The 19915-nt window shown below is 33.5% G+C and carries 18 protein-coding genes and 1 riboswitch; of the genes, 14 read left to right on the top strand and 4 right to left on the bottom strand.

What is annotated here, in order from left to right:
- The first annotated feature begins 147 nt into the window (after window positions 1-147).
- The 6 genes from prfB to EV697_RS01100 all read left to right on the top strand — a co-directional run bounded on the left by prfB (window position 148) and on the right by EV697_RS01100 (window position 4744).
- A protein-coding gene (gene prfB, locus EV697_RS01075; RefSeq protein WP_132021682.1) for a peptide chain release factor 2 occupies window positions 148-1246 on the top strand; the annotation gives its coding sequence in 2 pieces (ribosomal slippage) (window positions 148-222 and window positions 224-1246; 1098 coding nt in all).
- A gap of 55 nt (window positions 1247-1301) precedes the next feature.
- Window positions 1302-2828, top strand: a complete 1527-nt coding sequence (gene lysS / locus EV697_RS01080) for a lysine--tRNA ligase (protein WP_132021684.1) — start codon at window positions 1302-1304, stop codon at window positions 2826-2828.
- Between the two features lie 250 nt (window positions 2829-3078).
- A complete protein-coding gene (locus tag EV697_RS01085) occupies window positions 3079-3321 on the top strand; it encodes a CopG family ribbon-helix-helix protein (RefSeq protein ID WP_132021686.1) in 243 nt (80 codons plus the stop codon).
- Window positions 3318-3611, top strand: coding sequence for a type II toxin-antitoxin system RelE/ParE family toxin (locus EV697_RS01090; RefSeq protein WP_132021688.1), 294 nt, complete (start codon window positions 3318-3320; stop codon window positions 3609-3611). The genes EV697_RS01085 and EV697_RS01090 overlap by 4 nt, the downstream gene beginning before the upstream one ends.
- Window positions 3612-3631: 20 nt before the next feature.
- The gene (locus EV697_RS01095) at window positions 3632-4141 is read left to right on the top strand and encodes a SprT family zinc-dependent metalloprotease (RefSeq protein WP_236824064.1); all 510 of its coding nucleotides are present in this window, start codon (window positions 3632-3634) and stop codon (window positions 4139-4141) included.
- 60 nt (window positions 4142-4201) lie between these two features.
- Complete coding sequence (locus EV697_RS01100) at window positions 4202-4744, top strand: opacity family porin (protein WP_132021690.1); 543 nt, start codon at window positions 4202-4204, stop codon at window positions 4742-4744.
- A 56-nt stretch (window positions 4745-4800) separates the two neighbouring features.
- On the opposite strand, the gene glnE is transcribed toward EV697_RS01100, so the two are convergent.
- Window positions 4801-7740, bottom strand: coding sequence for a bifunctional [glutamate--ammonia ligase]-adenylyl-L-tyrosine phosphorylase/[glutamate--ammonia-ligase] adenylyltransferase (gene glnE / locus EV697_RS01105; protein ID WP_132021692.1), 2940 nt, complete (start codon window positions 7738-7740; stop codon window positions 4801-4803).
- Window positions 7741-7931: 191 nt separating this feature from the next.
- Window positions 7932-8027: riboswitch (TPP riboswitch) on the top strand.
- Between the two features lie 54 nt (window positions 8028-8081).
- On the opposite strand from glnE, the gene thiM reads away from it, so the two are divergent.
- The 4 genes from thiM to thiP are packed head-to-tail and all read left to right on the top strand — an operon-like array spanning window position 8082 to window position 12329.
- Entirely contained in the window at window positions 8082-8876 is a 795-nt protein-coding gene (gene thiM, locus EV697_RS01110; protein WP_132021694.1) for a hydroxyethylthiazole kinase, read from the top strand.
- The gene (gene thiD, locus EV697_RS01115; RefSeq protein WP_132021696.1) at window positions 8869-9672 is read left to right on the top strand and encodes a bifunctional hydroxymethylpyrimidine kinase/phosphomethylpyrimidine kinase; all 804 of its coding nucleotides are present in this window, start codon (window positions 8869-8871) and stop codon (window positions 9670-9672) included. The genes thiM and thiD overlap by 8 nt, the downstream gene beginning before the upstream one ends.
- A 30-nt stretch (window positions 9673-9702) precedes the next feature.
- Window positions 9703-10698, top strand: coding sequence for a thiamine ABC transporter substrate binding subunit (gene thiB / locus EV697_RS01120; RefSeq protein ID WP_418883951.1), 996 nt, complete (start codon window positions 9703-9705; stop codon window positions 10696-10698).
- Window positions 10699-10715: 17 nt separating this feature from the next.
- Entirely contained in the window at window positions 10716-12329 is a 1614-nt protein-coding gene (thiP, locus tag EV697_RS01125) for a thiamine/thiamine pyrophosphate ABC transporter permease ThiP (RefSeq protein ID WP_418883952.1), read from the top strand.
- A gap of 15 nt (window positions 12330-12344) precedes the next feature.
- On the opposite strand, the gene EV697_RS01130 is transcribed toward thiP, so the two are convergent.
- Window positions 12345-13691 (bottom strand): RNA-binding domain-containing protein, encoded by a 1347-nt coding sequence (locus EV697_RS01130; RefSeq protein WP_132021702.1) that lies wholly within the window; start codon window positions 13689-13691, stop codon window positions 12345-12347.
- A 133-nt stretch (window positions 13692-13824) separates the two neighbouring features.
- On the opposite strand from EV697_RS01130, the gene thiQ reads away from it, so the two are divergent.
- The 4 genes from thiQ to EV697_RS01150 all read left to right on the top strand — a co-directional run bounded on the left by thiQ (window position 13825) and on the right by EV697_RS01150 (window position 18305).
- Window positions 13825-14457, top strand: coding sequence for a thiamine ABC transporter ATP-binding protein (thiQ, locus tag EV697_RS01135; RefSeq protein ID WP_132021704.1), 633 nt, complete (start codon window positions 13825-13827; stop codon window positions 14455-14457).
- A 62-nt stretch (window positions 14458-14519) separates the two neighbouring features.
- Window positions 14520-15530: a biotin synthase BioB gene (gene bioB, locus EV697_RS01140; protein WP_132021706.1), complete on the top strand. Its 1011-nt coding sequence runs from the start codon at window positions 14520-14522 to the stop codon at window positions 15528-15530.
- A 490-nt stretch (window positions 15531-16020) separates the two neighbouring features.
- Complete coding sequence (locus tag EV697_RS01145; RefSeq protein ID WP_132021708.1) at window positions 16021-16977, top strand: porin; 957 nt, start codon at window positions 16021-16023, stop codon at window positions 16975-16977.
- A gap of 248 nt (window positions 16978-17225) precedes the next feature.
- The gene (locus tag EV697_RS01150) at window positions 17226-18305 is read left to right on the top strand and encodes a porin (RefSeq protein WP_132021710.1); all 1080 of its coding nucleotides are present in this window, start codon (window positions 17226-17228) and stop codon (window positions 18303-18305) included.
- 64 nt (window positions 18306-18369) lie between these two features.
- Here the strand turns inward: EV697_RS01150 and EV697_RS01155 are convergent, their stop codons facing one another.
- Window positions 18370-18894: a hypothetical protein gene (locus EV697_RS01155; protein WP_132021712.1), complete on the bottom strand. Its 525-nt coding sequence runs from the start codon at window positions 18892-18894 to the stop codon at window positions 18370-18372.
- Window positions 18894-19865, bottom strand: a complete 972-nt coding sequence (rluC, locus tag EV697_RS01160; RefSeq protein WP_132021714.1) for a 23S rRNA pseudouridine(955/2504/2580) synthase RluC — start codon at window positions 19863-19865, stop codon at window positions 18894-18896. Before rluC ends, EV697_RS01155 begins: the two co-directional genes overlap by 1 nt.
- Window positions 19866-19915 lie beyond the last annotated feature (50 nt).

Genomic DNA, 19915 nt, shown 5'->3' on the forward strand with positions numbered 1-19915 from the left:
AGTCAGTAAATTGGCTCAATTCTAACATAAGATAGATAAATAATCTAAATGACAAACTAAAATTTTGCCTTTCTTTCCAATAGGAAATCTATCAAATAATTGCAAAATAGCATATAATCATAGGTTTATTATGATACGAGAAAAGTTATGTTTGAAATTAATCCAATAAAAAATCAATTATCTGATCTCGCTGAGCGTACTACTGTGCTTAGGGGGTATCTTTGACTTTGATCTAAAAGTTGAACGTTTAGAAGAAGTCAATGCTGAACTTGAACAGCCTGATGTATGGAATCAACCAGAAAAGGCGCAAGCATTAGGTAAAGAGCGGTCAAATTTAGAGCAAATTGTTGATACCATAAGATCCCTTGAACAAGGTATTGAAGATGTTGAGGGATTACTTGAGCTTGCCATTGAAGCTGAGGATGAAGAAACTTTTAATGAAGCCGTTGCAGAGGCGGAAGAACTTGAGCAAAAATTGGCTAAATTAGAGTTCAGAAGAATGTTTAGCGGTCCAAATGATGCTTGTGATTGTTATATTGATTTACAAGCAGGATCTGGTGGTACAGAAGCACAAGATTGGACGGAAATGTTATTGCGTATGTATTTACGTTGGGCAGAGAGTCGTGGTTTTAAAACAGAATTAATTGAAGCCTCTGATGGTGATGTGGCAGGTATAAAATCAGCTACTGTGAAAGTATCTGGGGAATATGCGTTTGGTTGGTTAAGAACAGAAACAGGTATTCATCGTTTAGTACGTAAAAGTCCATTTGACTCAAATAATCGTCGCCATACTTCTTTCAGTGCTGCATTTATTTATCCTGAAATTGATGATAATGTGGATATTGATATTAACCCAGCGGATTTGCGTATTGATGTTTATCGTGCTTCTGGAGCAGGTGGGCAGCACGTTAATAAAACGGAAAGTGCGGTAAGAATTACTCATATTCCAAGTGGAATCGTTGTACAATGTCAAAATGATCGTTCTCAACATAAAAATAAAGATCAATGTATGAAGCAGTTGAGAGCAAAATTGTATGAAATGGAAATGATGAAAAAGAATGCTGAAAAACAAGCAATGGAAGAAACAAAATCGGATATTGGTTGGGGCAGTCAAATTCGTTCTTATGTGCTAGATGATTCTCGTATTAAAGATTTAAGAACTGGTGTTGAAAATCGAAATACCCAAGCGGTATTAGATGGGGATTTAGATCAATTTATTGAAGCGAGTTTAAAAGCAGGTCTATAATTCAACAAATCAGTATATATTTAGAAAGTATTCGCAATTATATTAAGGTAAAAAAATGTCAAAACAAGAAACTATTTCAACAGCAACTAATGAATTAGACTTTCATGGTGAAATGGCGGTACGCCGTGAAAAATTAGCACAATTACGCGAAAAAGGAATTGCTTTTCCAAACACTTTTCGTCGTGACTCATTAGCACAAGATTTACACGATAAATATGATGCAGAAGATGGCGAAGCCTTAAAAGAAAAAGAGATTGAAGTAAAAGTAGCTGGGCGTATTATGACTCGTCGTGCAATGGGAAAAGCGACATTTATTACTCTGCAAGATATGAGTGGAAAAATTCAGCTTTATATTTCTCGTGATGCGTTACCAGAAGGGGTTTATGCGGAAGACGTAAAAAACTGGGATTTAGGGGATATCGTTGGTGTTAAAGGGACATTATTTAAAACCAAAACGGAAGAATTAACTATTCGTACTACCGAAGTTCAACTGTTGACAAAAGCATTGCGTCCATTGCCAGATAAATTCCACGGGTTATCTGATCAAGAAATTCGTTATCGTCAACGTTACTTGGATTTAATTTCTAATGAAGAATCTCGCCGCACTTTTATTATTCGTTCAAAAGTGATTGCGGGTATTCGTGAATATTTTATCAATAAAGGTTTTATTGAAGTTGAAACGCCAATGTTACAAGTTATCCCAGGTGGTGCGGCGGCACGTCCATTTGTAACACATCATAATGCCTTAGATATTGATATGTATTTACGTATTGCCCCTGAACTTTATCTAAAACGTTTAGTAGTGGGTGGTTTTGAACGAGTATTCGAATTAAACCGCAATTTCCGTAATGAAGGGGTCTCTGTTCGTCATAATCCAGAATTTACGATGATTGAATATTATCAAGCCTATGCGGATTATCACGACTTAATGGACAACACCGAAGAATTATTGCGTAAATTGGCTATTGATATCTTAGGCACAACAATCGTGCCTTATGGTGATTTAGAATTTGATTTTGGCAAACCATTTGAACGTATTACAATGCACGATGCGGTCATTAAATACGGTGCAGATAAAGGCATTGTTAAAGAAGATTTATATGATTTAGAGCGTGCTAAAGCTATTGCTACAAAATTGGGTATTGAAGTACAAAAATCTTGGGGATTAGGTAGCATTGTAAATGCAATTTTTGAAGAAGTCGCAGAACATCATTTAATTCAACCGACATTCTTAATGGCTCACCCAGCGGAGATTTCTCCATTGGCTCGTCGTAATGATGAGAATCCAGACGTTACCGATCGTTTTGAGCTATTTATTGGTGGACGTGAAATTGGTAATGGTTTCTCTGAGCTTAATGATGCCGAAGATCAAGAACAACGTTTTAATGATCAAGTAGCAGCAAAAGAAGCTGGAGATGATGAAGCAATGTTTAAAGACGATGATTTTGTTACCGCATTGGAACATGGTTTACCACCGACAGCAGGGGAAGGTCTAGGAATTGACCGATTGGCAATGCTATATGCTAATGCAGCATCAATTCGTGATGTAATTTTATTCCCAGCAATGAAACATAAAGGTTAATTCTAATTCTCTTTAATAGTGATTAAATACAAGTTACTTTAAAAGGAATAAAGGCTGTAATAGCCTAGAGATTATTGGCTTTTAGTAAAGTAATAAACAGACTTTAAATTAACTTATCTTTTCTATTAAAATCTCCGTTGTAGAAATTCCTATAACGGAGATTTTTATTTATATACAATAAATATTTGATGTAATACAATGTAGTATAAAGTATTACAATTTTAATGGGTAATAAAAAGAGAGAATAAAAATGGTAGTGAAATCTATTCGATTTGATGAGCAATTACAACATGATATTCAAATTTTAGCCGATAAATATAATCGTAAGCCACACTGGATAATGGTCGAGAGTTTAAAACGAGCAGTATCTGAAGAAATTGCAAAATTGCGTTTTATAGAGGAAAGCGAAAAAGAAGTATTAAAAATGCAATCTATTCAAGGTTATTCTATCGAATTTAAAGATTTAAAAAACGAACTTGGTTTAGATAAATGATCAAAGTTTTAGTTTCTCCGAAGGTGATTAAACTTATTAATGATTACGCGATTCAATTAAGTAAATTTTCTGGATATTCCGAAACAGGATTAAATTTTAAAAAACAGTGTTTCCAAAAAATTGAAAGTTTGATACTTTTCCCTGAACGTTGTAGGCAATATACAAATTATACTGATTTTAGAGAATTAATCGTTGGTGATTTTTTAATTTTATATCGTTATGAAGAAAAATCTAAAACTGTTTATGTGGCTAATATGAAAAATGCCAAACAAAAGAATTATAAAAATTAAAGTTTTGCTGATAAGTAATAATGGATAACGGACAATTTCGTCAGCTTAAAATGCAAGTGCAACGTAAATTATCAGCTTGTTTAAAACAAGCTGAAATTTACTTTAACCGTACTTTTACAATGCCTACTGTATCTTATGAAATACGAGGTGTAAAAGCTGGCGTTGCTTATTTACAAAAAAATGAAATTCGTTTAAACCGAACATTATTACAAGAAAATACCCAATCCTTTATTAATGAAGTTGTCCCTCACGAATTGGCTCATTTGTTGGTATATCAAGTTTTTGGAAAAGTGCAGCCTCATGGTAAAGAATGGAAGTCCATAATGCTAAATATTTTTGGTTTAACGCCTAATATTTATCATCAATTTGATGTCATCAATGTTCAAGGACAAACTTTTAGTTATAGTTGTGACTGTCAAACTCATCATTTAACCTTAAGACGACATAATAAAATTCAACAAAATAAAGCAGAATATTTTTGTAAAAAATGTAAGAAAAAATTGAAATTATCTACTAGTAATTCATTCTAAATAGGATTAACATGGCTACAATTACACATGATAGTATTTTATACTAATAAGGAGTTGTTTATGAGAAAATCATTATTAGCAGTTTTGGTCGGAGCTTTTACTCTTTCTACTGCGAGTGCAAATTTCTATGTACAAGGTGATTTAGGTCTTTCTAAAATTAAATTTACTAGTTATTCAGGAATGACAAAGACAAAGATCATTCCTAGTTTAGCTGTAGGTTATAAATTTGCTGATTGGCGTTTAGCTATTGATTATAGTCATTATGGTCGTTTTTCTGATAAAGTTGGTAATGAATCATTATCTTCTAAAATCTATAGTTTAGGATTCTCTGCCTTATATGATTTTAATGTTAATTATGATGTTAAGCCTTATGTCGGAGTAAGAATCGCTTCTAATAGCTTTGATATTAATAATTCATCACCAGGTTTTCTTAATGATAGAAAAGAAACCAAATTAGGCTATGGTGCTATAGTCGGTGGTAGTTATAATTTTTCTCCTAACTGGGATTTAAATGCGGGTCTTGAATATAACCGTTTAGGTTCTTTTGCAGATACTAAGATTAATCAATATGGTGCAAAAGTTGGTGTTCGTTACGAATTCTAATTTATTAGAATATCTACATTAAGAGGAGTAAATTTTATGAATTTACTCCTTTTTTATTAATACAATAAATTCCCCCAAACTTCACGAATAAATTCTCTTTCCTGTTTAAATTCCTCAATCGTGGTAACCGAAGGTAAGCCTAATAAATTTAAATGGTGAATGCGATTACGCAGTTTGGTGTAACATTCTTTTAATTTCTCTGAAACTTCTTCAGAAATGACCGCACTTTCCGTCATAATTTCAAAAATTCTCACATTATCTGACCAAGTTGTGAGTAAAGCATTTTTAGGTGCGTGTGCTAATACTAAATATTGAGCAATAAACTCAATATCAGTAATACCGCCAAGATCTGTTTTGATATTAAATTCATTTTCCTTACTATGAGATAAATGTTGATACATTTTCTCTCGCATTGCAGTAATGTCTAGTTTCAGTTGGGTAAGTTCTCTTGGTGTGGTTAATACTTTTTCACGAATAAGATCAAAACGTTGGCGTAAATGTTGTTCGCCATAAACCACTCTTGCTCGAACTAAGGCTTGCTTTTCCCAAGTCCAAGCATCGTTAGTTTGATAATTCTCAAATGCCTTTAAAGAACAACCGAGTAATCCAGAATCCCCAGATGGACGTAGTCGCAGATCTATCTCATATAATACGCCAGCACTGGTATTAATACTAAAAATACTGATAATTTTTTGAGCAAGTTTTAGATAGAATTGTTTGCTATCAATAGATTTTCTACCGCCAATTGTTTGGCCTGTTCTTGTACCATCATATAGAAAGACTAAGTCAAGATCAGATTTGTAACCCAGCTCTATTCCCCCGAGCTTTCCATACCCAATGACTAAAAATCCTTTTTCATTTTCCGTTAAATATTCAGGTACGCCAAAACGTTGGCTTACTTGTTGCCAAGCAGTATTGACTACCACATTAATAATTGCTTCTGCTAAAAAAGTAAGATGATCACTGACTTTCATTACGGGCAATGCACCAAGAATATCCGCTGCTGCGACTTGCAAAAGTATGGTTTGCTTGAATTGGCGTAACGCATCAATCAGTTGTTCTTCATCATCGTTAGGTAATCGCAGTAAATATTGTTGTAACTCCGAAGAATAGTCAGTATAAGGGATCGGATTTAGCAATGCTTTTCTATTTAATAGTTCATCAAGTAAAATTGGGTGACGCGCTACTTGTTCAGCGATCATTTTTGATTTTGCACAAAGCTCAATTAATTGTGTTAAAACTTGAGGATTTTCTACCAATAGCTCTAAATAAGTAGTTCGAGTGGCTATTTTATCTATAATATTTAATATTCTTGGTAGTAGTGCTTGAAATTGATGATTACTAAATATTTGTTTTAGTACATTAGGAATAAGCTGTGTTAATGCTAAGCGACCACGAACACCAATAGAACGGCGAGCAAGATCCATTTTAAATTGATAAAGTCGATCAATGATTTCTTCTTGGGTATTTTCTTGAATACCCTGTGTTATCAGTATTTGTTCAATTTCTTGTGGCACTAAATCTTCATCAAGAAAATCATTCCAAATATCCGTTTCTTGATTTTTTTCTTCATCATCATTTTCGCCAATTAAATTATCAAAAACCGACCGCACTTTTTGATGATGAGTTTGCAAAACAGTATAAAAACTTTGCCAGTCATTAATTGGATAAGTGATTGTTATGTTTTGTTTTTGATTATCCCATTGAGTAAACTCGGCACAAGCGGTAATTAAACGTTGTTGATCCAACTCATTGGTAGGGAGTTGTTGAGTTTGTTTATCATTAATCGCTTGTAGAATGTTTTCTGTTCGGCGTAAAAATAAATAGGCTTGTTGTAGATCCTCTCGTTGTTGTGGCGTGATTAATTGTAAACGTTCAATTTCAGGTAGGATTTTTAATAATTCATAATGTTGTAAGCCAATTTCTCTACCACCACGAATTAATTGGAAAACTTGTACGATAAATTCAATTTCACGAATACCGCCAGCACCGAGTTTAATATTATCAACTAGACCACGACGACGCACTTCACGGGTAATTTTTTCTTTCATATCACGCAAGGATTGAATCACACTAAAATCAATATAGCGGCGATAAATAAAAGGGCGTAACAGATTTTGTAATAGCTTTACATTTTGATCTTGCGGATCTGCACCCAAAATTCGACCTTTGATCATCGCATAGCGTTCCCAATCTCGTCCTTGTTCTTGATAATATAGCTCCATTGCATTGAAACTTAATGCTAATGCACCGCTATCGCCAAAAGGTCGTAAACGCATATCTGTGCGATATACAAAACCATCATCAGTATATTGATCGAGTGCTTGAATAATCCGCTGTCCTAGCCGAGTAAAAAATTTATGATTTTCAACGGAGCGTCTGCCACCAATAGTTTCTCCATTTTCAGGATAGGTAAAAATCAAATCAATATCCGATGAAAAATTAAGTTCACTTCCCCCTAATTTCCCCATACCCAGAATATAAAGTTGTTGGCGGTTACCTTGACTATCTATTGGCGTTCCCATTTCTTGACAGGTTTTTTCATATAACCAATCTCTTGCTCCAATAATTAGTGTTTCAGCTAAACGGGATAAACGAATAAAAATATCTTCAACGGAACCCAAATTTAAAGTTTGGCAAATACTTAATTTTGCCATTTCTTGATTTCTAAATTGACGTAGTATTTTAAATAGCTGTTGTTCTGTTTCAATTACTTGTAATTGCTGATTTAATCGCAATTTATAATTATCGCAATCCCCCAATGTTGGAAGTTTTTGCCAGCATTGATCTAAAAAGTGCGGTTGTTTTTGAAAAACTTCTGATAAAAAATCAGACATTGAAATAGCCAAAAGTAATTGGTTTATGTGGCTATTTGGCAGTTTTAATTCTTGATTAACATATCGCTCAATATCGTCATCATATTTTTCAGGAAAATTTGTTACTAATAATTTTGCTAATGAATGTAAAGTATCAATAAAAGGGGCTGTTTGTAACATAATTTAGTCCTGTTTTTTTATATATAAATAAAACAGATTGATTGTAAGGGAAAACGAAAAAATTTGTAAGTGCGGTTAAAAATTTTAATGTTTTATATTATTGATATAAGCCTACTTTATAGGAATAACTTTTATTAAATATATATAACAAATTTATTGCATTACTTTCCTAAAATATAATAGACTTGTAAGCCTATTAGTCGGGGTGCTAATAATTTGTTAGCTGAGATTACACCCGTGAACCTGATACAGTTAATACTGACGTAGGAAACTAATTTTTTATCCCTTTCTGTACCGTCAATATTGCTGGTCATTCTTTTATTATAAAAAAAGGAAAAGCTATGCAATTCAAATATTTAAATCTTATTCGTGAACGTAATCCGTTAGTACATTGTATTACTAATATTGTGGTGGCAAATTACAGTGCTAATGGTTTACTGGCATTAGGTGCCTCGCCATTAATGTCGGCTAATTTAGATGAAGTTGCTGAAATTCAACATTTCTCACAAGGTTTATTGCTAAATATTGGCACATTTACCAATGTTGAAGCGAAACTATTAGCTGGAAAAGCCGCTAATAAAAATAGCGTACCAGTCGTACTTGATCCAGCGGGTTGTGGGGCGACACAATGTCGTAAAAATGCCACTGAAACCTTATTAAATGAATTAGATATTGCCGTTCTACGTGGTAATGCGGGGGAATTAGCGAGCATAGCTAAGGTTGATTGGCAAGTAAAAGGCGTTGATAGCGGTGCTGGCAATGGTGATATTGTGGATATTGCCAAAAAAGTGGCGAAACAATACCAAACAATCGTGGCATTAAGTGGCGCAACGGATATTATTACTGATGGCGAGCGTGTGGCTAAAATTCATAATGGTACTGCATTATTCCCGAGAATTACGGGATCAGGTTGCTTATTGGGAGCAGTTTGTGCTGCATTTGTTGGTGTAGCAGAAGAAGCCGATTATTTTCAGGCGGTTGTTGAGGCTTGTACGGTTTATGCTATTGCAGGTGAATTAGCTGCAAAACCACTAACGGAAACCCAAACTGGTAGTTTTTCTATTGCTCTTTTAGATCAGTTAGCAGAAATTTCTGAAGAAAAAGCACAACAATTAGCAAGGGTAACTTATGAATAAAATTGCACAGGCATTGACAATAGCGGGATCTGATAGCGGTGGTGGTGCGGGTATTCAAGCCGATTTAAAAACTTTTCAAATGCGTAAAGTGTTTGGCACAACAGCTATTACTGCTATTACTGCACAAAATACATTAGGGGTATTTGATATTCACCCGATACCATTAACAACGATCCAAGCTCAATTAAAAGCTATCGCAGAAGATTTTAACATTTCAGCATTTAAAATTGGTATGTTAGGAACACCAGAAATTATTGAATGTGTAGCGGATAGTTTAAAACAATATTCCTTTGGAAAAATGGTGTTAGATCCCGTAATGGTAGCCAAAGGTGGGGCACCTTTATTACAACAAAACGCCATTCAAGCAATGCGAACCTTTTTGTTGCCAATGGCGGATGTGCTTACGCCGAATTTACCAGAAGCTCAAGCTCTGACTGGTATTGAAATTGTCGATGATAACAGTGCAGAAAAAGCAGCACGTCAGTTACAAGCGTACGGCGTAAAAACCGTCGTTATTAAAGGGGGGCATACTAATGACTCCAATAGTGAAATTTGTCGTGATTGGATTTTTACCCCAAGCACAGATTTTGTGGTGGAATCAGAGCGTTATCCAACCAAACATACGCACGGCACTGGTTGCACCTTTTCAGCTTGTATCACGGCTGAATTAGCAAAAGGAGCTGAAGTAGAGCAAGCAATTCGTACCGCAAAAGAATTTATTACTGCTGCCATTAGCCATCCTTTAGGAATTGGACAGGGACACGGACCGACAAATCATTGGTCATACAATAAATAATAGGAAAAAATGATGAAAAAACAAAAAATTTTGACCGCACTTTCATTGGGATTATTCTCAACATTGCTTTCAACCTCTGTTTTAGCAGAACCGCAAACAATCAATGTTTATACCTATGATAGCTTTACGGCTGATTGGGGAGCTGGTCCTAAAGTAAAAAATTTATTTGAAACACAATATTCACAATGTAAAGTGAATTATGTGTCTTTTGATAGTAGTGGTACTTTACTAAATCGAGTTCGCTTAGAAGGGAAAAAAACAAAAGCAGATATTGTCTTAGGGCTTGATAATTATGTATTAGAAGAAGCAAAAAAATCGGGCGTTTTTGCGAGTAATAAAGTGGATTTAGCGAAACTAGATTTACCAATTACTTGGAAAGATCAAACATTTTTACCTTATGATTTTGGGGAATATGCCTTTATTTATGATAAAACAAAGCTAGCTAATCCGCCGAAAAGTCTAAAAGAGCTAGTGGATCGTGAAGATTTGCGGGTGATTTATCAAGATCCTCGCACAAGTAGTGTGGGACGTGGGCTAGTGGTATGGCTTAACCAAGTTTATCCACAAAATGAAATAGAAAATGCGTGGAAAAAATTGGCAAAACATACGGTAACCGTAGGCAAAGGTTGGTCTGCTACTTATGGGGCTTTCTTAAAAGGTGAGTCTGATTTAGTGTTGAGTTACAATACCTCACCTTTATACCATTTATTAAATGAACAAAAAGATCAATATGTGGCAGCAAACTTAGCGGAAGGCGGTGTATTACAAATTGAACTGGCTGCAAGAGTAGTCGGACATAATAGTATTTGTGCCGACCAATTTATGCAATTCTTAATTGAACCAGCCGTACAATCTGTGCTTGCTCAAAATAACGTAATGTTACCTGTGATCTCAGCAGCAACAGAACCACATTTTGATGCCTTAAAGGCAGAACAAATGAAAAAAAGAGTATTTGATCCAATGCAAGTGAATGATAAAGACTTAAAAAATTGGGTGAAAATCTGGCAATCTAGTTTGAGCCATTAATGGAATTTTTAAAAAAAATATTTAAAAAAACTACCGCACTTTATTTCAAAACAGGCTATAAAAATAGCTATGTTAGCGATTATTGGGGCGGTAGTTTTGTACTTTTATTTATTATTGCTTTTTATTTTATTGCTTTAAAGGCAATCTTTTCAGTCGGAAGTGATTATAGTTGGCAAGATTTTTTACAAGATAGCTATGTACACCGTGTTATCACGTTTAGTTTTGCACAAGCTTTTTTATCTGCTTTACTGTCTATTTTGATTGGTGGTTTATTTGCCAGAGCTTTTTTCTATCAAAATTTTATTGCTAAAAAAGCAATTCTAAAATTATTTTCCGTTACTTTTGTATTACCAGCGTTAGTGGCTATTTTTGGACTAATGGGTATTTATGGACATTCTGGTTGGCTAGCCAAACTAGTACAATTTTTAGGGATAGATTGGCACCCTGAAATGTATGGTTTAGCTGGCATTTTAATCGCCCATCTCTTTTTTAATATTCCCTTAGCGGCAAGAATGTTTTTACAAAGCTTTGCAAATATTCCCAGTCAACAACGACAGCTTGCCGCTCAATTAAATATTCGAGGTTGGCAATTTATACGATTAATTGAATTGCCTTATTTACGGCAACAGTTATTACCTATTTTTGTACTGGTATTTATGTTGTGCTTTACCAGTTTTACTATCGTCTTAACGCTTGGTGGCGGACCTAAATATACCACCTTAGAAGTGGCTATCTACCAATCTATTGTATTTGAGTTTGATCTTGCAAAAGCGGGGCTTTTTGCCATATTACAATTTATTTTTTGCTTTATACTCTTTGCAATCAGCAGTATTTTTACTAAATCACTAAATACCAATTTACCTAGTCGCCATAGTTGGTTTGATACACAAAAAAGTGCGGTCAAAATTTGGCAAGTTTTTATAATTAGTATCGTAATATTGTTTATTTTCTTACCTTTATTCAATACTGTGTTTACGGCATTAACCTCAAATCATTTAATGGCAGCGTGGGAAAATCCACAACTATGGCGAGCGTTAACTTATTCTTTGTCGATAGCCCCAGTATCCGCACTAGTATCGGTTAGTTTTGCGATGGCTATGTTAATTTTATCTCGGCGTTTGCAATGGCAATCTCAGCGCTATTTAGCACATAGTATTGTTAGTATTGGAATGATTATTCTTGCTATACCGACATTGGTTCTAGCAATGGGATTATTTATCGCTTTGCGAGATATTGATTTTAGCGAGCCACATTTATTTGTAATTGTCGTATTATGTAATGCCCTTGCCTCAATGCCTTTTGTGTTAAAAATTTTTACCGTACCAATGAATAACAATATGCAATATTATGAAAAACTTTGCCAATCTCTAGGGATTAAAGGTTGGCAACGCTGGCGATTGATTGAATGGTATAATTTACGTTCACCCATAAAATACGCTTTTGCTTTAGCTTGTGCTTTATCTTTAGGCGATTTCACCGCCATTGCTTTATTTGGTAGCCAAGATTTTACTTCATTACCTTATCTACTTTATCAACAGCTCGGAAGTTATCGTATTGCAGACGCTTCTGTAACTGCATTCATATTATTGATTTTTTGTGGGGGAATTTTTATAGTGGTAGATAGGGAATAAAAATTTTTCTCAATATTAATTTTTTACTTTCCAATATCCATTTTTAGCGTTACCAATATATTCTAATTTCCCTTCGCTTTGGAGTTTGGATATATCTCTTTTAATTGTCGCTATACTCACATTTAATTCTTGTGATAATTCAGCTCGAGTAATATTAGGTTTTGCTAATAAGATTTCGTAAATTTTATGTTGTCTTTCTGATAAATTAAGTTTTTGAACGACATTTTGGGGCTCATTTTGGGGCTCATTTTGGGGCTCATTTTGGGGCTCATTTATACTGACATAATTTCGATTAAATAATGTAACAATAATACCATTATCGGAAATGTAAAAATTAGGTTGTTTTTCAAAGTCTCGATATTCAGAAAAAATACGTCTAATCCCTGAAGCATAATTTTCAATATAATCCCCTTTATCAAGAGCATTTACAACAATAGGATTTCTTTTGGCAACCATTCCTTCTTTGATATTTTCAAATGAAAGTCCATCAGGTAAACTTCCTGGAGAATAAATTCGCACTTTATCATCAAAAAATTCAATTTTAATATCGCCACTTAATGTCCAATCTCGGTGGCAGTAGCAATTTACAATGGCTTCCCGCAACGCTTGTTCTGGGTAATCTAAGTATTCTTCTCGTTGTGGTTTACCCGTGATAATAATTTTTTTTCTATTTGATAAATTGGAAAAGTATAAAATATTATCAATTTGCTCGGCTATCGAGCCAGTAAATTCTTTTTTATCCAAAAAAGTATTCACATTTGTCCCTTGAAATACCGCAAATTTTGTAATGGTAGGATTTTGATCACTTAACAATAATGCGGCGTTATTAAATTCTGATGATTTATTTATTAACATTAATCCATATAAATCAAATTTAAGATGATTTTTGGTAAATTTATTCTGTAAATATTTGAATGTTAATCCTTGCTCTTTTGAGATAAGGCGTTCATATTCGTGAGATTTAGAGCTTAGCATCATTCTTTGTATTTCTGGCAAACTTGCTATTCTCTTTGTACTACCCACTCGAACATACACACCTTTTGAATTAAACCCTTCGCCATCTTTGTAGTAATAAGGTTTTTCAACACCTTTTTTAATCTCTATTCTAAAAGGTTTTTCATTTGGGTAAGTAAAAATTAAATGACTAACATCGGGATAAAAAGCATTGGTAATCCAATTGGAAATTTTTTCTTCCCAATTTTTCGAATTGGTACGAGTTATTTCTTCGTTATATATTCCATTATCATCAACACCCAATAGAATTGTACCACCTTCAGAGTTTAAGAAAGCCACAATCTCTGCTTTAAAATGATTTTCTTTTTTGGGAATATCTAATTTAAATTCTTTATTTTTATCTTCCAATTGGTATTCTCTTCATTGATATATGAATAAAGCTAACAATATAAATTACATTTCAACACTAGAAAGAAGTGTATAATTTTTATAAACTCAATAATAAATCTAATCCCAATAGTAACATAATAGCGAATAAAAAATGATAAAACTAAACACCTTTTTTGATTATCCTGAAATGCCAATGTATTTTGATTTGCATATCAAACCGCAACAAAAAGTGGCGATTATTGGCGAAAGTGGGGCTGGGAAAAGCACTTTACTGAATTTAATTGCAGGCTTTGAAAAAGCCGATCGTGGAGAAATTTGGCTAAATGGCGAAAATCATTCCTATTCTTTTCCCGCAGAACGACCAGTATCAATTTTATTTCAAGATAATAATTTATTTACACATTTGACGGTACAACAGAATATCGCATTAGGTATTAAGCCTAACTTAAAACTTTCTTCTATTGAATTAGAAAGAATGAATGAAGTGGCAAGTGCGGTCGGATTGCAAGCACTTTTACATCGCCTACCGAATGAACTTTCAGGCGGACAAAAGCAACGGGTAGCACTTGCACGTTGTTTATTAAGAGATAAGCCGATTTTATTATTAGATGAACCTTTTTCAGCACTTGATCCACAGCTACGTTTAGAAATGTTAAATTTAATTGAACAATTATCTAATGATAAAAAATTAACCTTAGTTATTGTTACCCATCAGCCAGATGAGCTGAATGGAAAAATTGATCGCATTCTAAAAATTAATGCTGGTAGGGTTAGCGATTTTTAATCTTTAAGGGTAGAATAAACCGAAATTTATTTGATAAAAAATTAATGGACTAAGGACGTGCTATGTTAAATACAACTATTCAAATTCCTTCATTAACACCACATCCCACATTGGAATATTGGTCAGTATGTAAGGTGGAAGCTTTATTTGAAACCCCATTTTTAGAGTTAATTTATCGTGCTGCTCAAGTTCATCGTGAAAATTTTAATCCGCAAGCAATTCAATTATCTACCTTAATGTCCATTAAAACAGGCGGTTGTCCTGAAGATTGTGGATATTGTCCGCAGTCTGCACGCTATCATACTGGCGTACAAAATCAGCAACTGATAGATGTAAATGAAATTGTTGAGAAAGCAAAAATAGCAAAATCTCGTGGGGCAGGGCGTTTTTGTATGGGGGCGGCTTGGCGTGGTCCGAAGCCGAAAGATATTCAAAAAATTACGGAAATTATTAAAGCGGTAAAAGATTTAGGCTTAGAAACTTGTGGGACTTTTGGATTGTTGCAAGACGGAATGGCAGAAGATTTAAAAGAGGCTGGCTTAGATTATTACAACCATAACCTTGATACCGCACCAGAACATTATAAAAAAATTATCGGCACAAGGGATTTTGATGATCGCATTAATACGTTAGGTAAAGTGCGTAAGGCAGGGTTAAAAGTATGCTGTGGTGGCATTGTGGGAATGAATGAAACACGTAAAGAAAGAGCGAGTTTTATTGCCAGCCTTGCCAATCTCGATCCACAACCTGAATCTGTCCCGATTAATCAGTTAGTTAAAGTTGAAGGCACGCCATTAGCTGATGCACAGGAATTAGATTGGACGGAGTTTGTGCGTACAGTAGCCGTTGCTCGTATTGTAATGCCAAAAAGTTATGTGCGTTTGTCGGCTGGGCGTCAAGGAATGAGCGAAGAAATGCAAGCAATGTGCTTTATGGCAGGAGCAAATTCCATTTTTTATGGTGATAAATTGTTGGTTACTGGAAATCCAGAAGAAGATGGCGACCAATTACTTATGGCAAAATTGGATTTAGAACCAGAAACAGAAGAAAATAGGTTGATAAAAGAAGATTAATTTTATTTTGATATGATTTTAATAAAGAAAATTTTTAATAAGCATTAAGTATATAGTAAAAAAACAGTCATTATTTAATTAAATATGGCTGTTCTTTATTTAATTTAAAATCAAATTTTGTGATCAACTTCTCAAAATATAAATTATTATTTATTTTAAATCAAAAACTTGAAGTAATAATTCACAAGAGTATTTTTGATTATAAATCAATTAGTTATTTTTTATTTAGCTTGTTTTTATAATAATTAAAATATTATTCAAATGGAGCTAATATTTAACTTATTGTTTTTATTGGTTTTTATATTTATTGAAAAAAGTTCCCGAGTATTGACAAAAAAATTATATTTAAATATCATCCGTCACCGAAGAGGAGAGATTTAGGATAAATCCTTTTCACTTCTAAAATATTTTTTTATACACATAAGTCGATTAAATAATTGTTATTTAGTCAAAGTAATTAAAGTTCCAAGAATAAAAAAGGAAGTAAATTATGAAAAAGACTCTAGTTGCATTAGCAGTAGCTGCAGTAGCAGCAACATCAGCAAACGCTGCGGTAGTATATAACCAAGATGGTACTAAAGTAGATGTTGGCGGTTCTCTTCGTTTAGTGTTAGAAAAAGAAACAGATAAACGTGCAGATTTAAACGACAATGGATCTCGTGTTAAAGTTAAAGGAACACATGATTTAGGTGAAGGTTTATCAGCTTTAGGTTATGTTGAGCTAGGTTTCAAAGGTGATTTCGGTTCTGAAGGTGTAACTACTCGTCGTTTATACGCTGGTTTTGAGCATGCAGATATCGGTACATTAACATTCGGTAAACAGTTAACTAATGCTGATAACTTTGGTGTTGCAGATCCTACTTATAAATTTGGTGGGCTTTGGACTGGTCATTTCCACGATGCAGGAAATAAAGTAATTCACTTTGCTTCTAAGAAATATAGTGGTTTTAGTTTTGGTGCCGACTATGTATTTGGCAAAGCAGATAAAAAAGACGTATATGGTAATAAAGTAGCTAAAAATGACGCTTATATTTTAGGTGCATTCTATGATAATACTTACGACAACGGCGTAAATGTAAAAGCTGAATTAGGTTATACTTACTCAAATGTTGCTGCAAATGAAAAATCAAAAGCATTAAAAGCAGCATTAGGTGCGGGCTATAATGGGTTCTTCTTAGGTGTTGACTATGCTCAAACTAAGGTAACTAAAAAAGAGAAAAATAAAGGTTTCCAAGTTGGAGCTAGCTACCAAGTTACTGATATGGCAAAACTTTATTCTGCTTATAGACAAACAGAGCAGGCAAAAGTTAAAACTAAAGAGTTTGCTTTGGGTGTAGGTTACAAATTGCATAAACAAGTTGAAACTTTCGTAGAGTATAATACTTCAAAACTTAAAGATGCTAAACGTAATAACAAAGTTTATGCTGGATTACGTGTACACTTCTAATTAAAACATTAACTGTTTTATTAATGTTTTGTTGACCCATAGCCTTAGGTTATGGGTTTTTTTGGTTCTAAATATTTAATTAATAACCACTCCTATCTAAAAACGTGATATAAATCACAAAATCTTATTGACAGTATTATTTTTCTTTGCCAATATACGAAACACTTCCAAATGAAGTGGCTTTGACCGTTTATTGACTAAATGGTTCAATTTAATCTTATTAAAACTGATTCTGAAAGGAATTTATTATGAAAAAGACATTAGTAGCATTAACAGTCGCTGCTTTCGCAGCAACCGCAGCAAATGCAGCAGTGGTTTATAATCAAGATGGTACAAAAGTAGAAGTTTCAGGTTCTGCTCGTGTAGCATTAGGTAAATTTGGTAAGGATCAACGTGCTGATTTACGTAATGATGGTTCACGTTTAATTTTTAAAGCAGAACACGAATTAGGTAATGGCTTAAAAGCATTAGCTGGCTATGAGTTACGTTTTAAAGGTGGTGTTGATAGCGATAATGATACGCCTGATACTAAAGATGATGATGAATCGTCTAACACTTTTGGTTCACCGGAAACAAATAAATTATATGCTGGTTTAGCATATGATGCAGTAGGTACATTGACTTTTGGTAAACAAGCAACTACTGCTGATGATGTTTCTTTATCTGATTTTGCTTATATCTGGGGCGGAAATAACAATTTAGTAGATGCAGATAATAAAGTTGTTAAATTTAAATCAGCTGAATGGAGCGGTTTCAGTTTTGGTACTGACTATTTATTCGGTGATTCAAGTAAACAAAGAACAGCAATGGGTGCTACTGAATTAAAATTAAAATATGGTTATGGCGTTTCTCTATTCTATACTCGTGATTTAGCAGAAGATTTAGCATTAAATTTAGCCGCTGGTTATGGGGTTTATCGTTTTGATAATGAAACAACAACTAATACCGTTGCTAAAGATACTTCTTGGAGAACATCAGCTCAAATCGTTTATGGTCCAGCTTCATTTGGCGTTGAGTATGGTCAAACTGGTCATAAAGAAAATGATGTAAAAACTCAAACGGATCGTAGCTTGTTAGTTGGTGCCTCTTATCAAGTAATTGAACCATCAAAAGTTTATTTACAATGGCAACGTAATCAAACTAAATTTGATCAAAGTCCTGTAGATAATAAAGAAACTGAAAATGTTTATATCGTAGGTGCAGATTATAAATTCACTAAAAATGTTGTAACATTTGTTGAATATGCACGTTCTACTACTAAAGTAGAGGGTGTTGATAATAAAGAAAAAGAAAATAAATACGCAGCAGGTTTACGCGTATATTTCTAATATTTACTTATAAATATTTTGACATAAAAAACAGCTCTTTGAGAGCTGTTTTTTTATGTTTGTTTTAATTACTTGTTTTTAATCTTTTACAGGATCCCGCATATTTCTTATCTCCAATTAATTGATCAAAGGTAAATTGATTTTTTTCTATTTGGTTAATTTTGAAATTTATTCCTTGATTTGAATTTAATCCATCTAGTAAATGTTGTTTTAGTTGACGTTCTTTTTCCGCATAATTTTTATCTGCTTTTAATCGCTGTATTATAAAATCAGGGTGCATTGATATCATCGTATAGCTTCCTGTTTCGGATAGTATATCGTTATTTATTGTCCAGTTACCAGTATGGGAGGTTTCATAAACAAACTCATTATTTATAAAAATATAGCCAATACCAAAGCTTGTACCATTTTTATCAAATTCTAATTTATCAAGTGTTTTTAGATTTAATTTTGTATCATAAACAATAAGACACTTCCATTCTCCAGTAATTTGATTTGCTGAAACACTATTTTCGAGAGCTATACTTTGTGTTGTAGAGAATAAACTAGCAAATAAAAAATAACTTGTTAATAATATTGATTTTTTCATTAAAAATTATCTCTGAGTTGTTTGAGTATATTTTTCATTTTATCATCTAATTGTGCTGTTAAGCATAGTTTATCTTCTGTTCTAGGATGTGAGAATCGAATCGAATAAGAGTGTAAAAATAGACGATTTAAACCGAACGTTTCCATTTGTTGATCAAATTCTTTATCGCCATATTTATCATCTAATGCGATGGGGTGACCTGCATATTGGGTATGTACGCGAATTTGATGAGTGCGACCTGTTACTGGAGAGGCTTTAATTAATGTACTATTTTGATAACGTTCTTCGATTGAAAAACGTGTTTCAGAGGGTTTTCCTTGTTCATTTACTCGTACAATACGTTCGCCACTTGATAACTCATTTTTTAATAATGGTGCTTTAATCACTTTACAATGGGATTGCCATTGACCACGAACTAAGGCGAGATAATCCTTTTGAATAGTTTTGTCTCGTAGTTGTTGGTGTAGGTTTCTTAATGCTGAGCGTTTTTTAGCGATAAGTAGGATTCCAGATGTATCACGGTCTAGCCTGTGAACTAATTCTAAAAAACGTGCCTCTGGTCTTAATGCTCTTAATGCTTCAATTACTCCAAAATTTAAACCACTTCCACCATGTACCGCAATGCCAGATGGTTTATTCAAGACTAACAATACATCATCTTCAAAGATAATTTGTTTTTCTAATTCTGCTACTTTATTGAGTTTATTTGAAATTGGTGCTTGGATTTTTTCAGATATTCTTACTGGTGGAATACGGATAATATCTTTAGCTTGTAATTTATATTCAGGTTTTATTCTTCCTTTATTAACTCGCACTTCGCCTTTTCTGATAATGCGATAAATTAAACTTTTAGGTACACCTTTGAGTTTATTAATAAGAAAGTTATCAATGCGTTGTTCTGCTTCATCAGAATTGATAGTAACGAATGTCACACTTTGATTAATGACTTTTTGTTGATTTGTTTCGCCCATATTTAGTTTATTAATTTATATGACAATATTGTTGTTCTATCATAACATAA

It is taken from the genome of Bisgaardia hudsonensis (genome assembly GCF_004345785.1).
Taxonomy (GTDB): domain Bacteria; phylum Pseudomonadota; class Gammaproteobacteria; order Enterobacterales; family Pasteurellaceae; genus Bisgaardia; species Bisgaardia hudsonensis.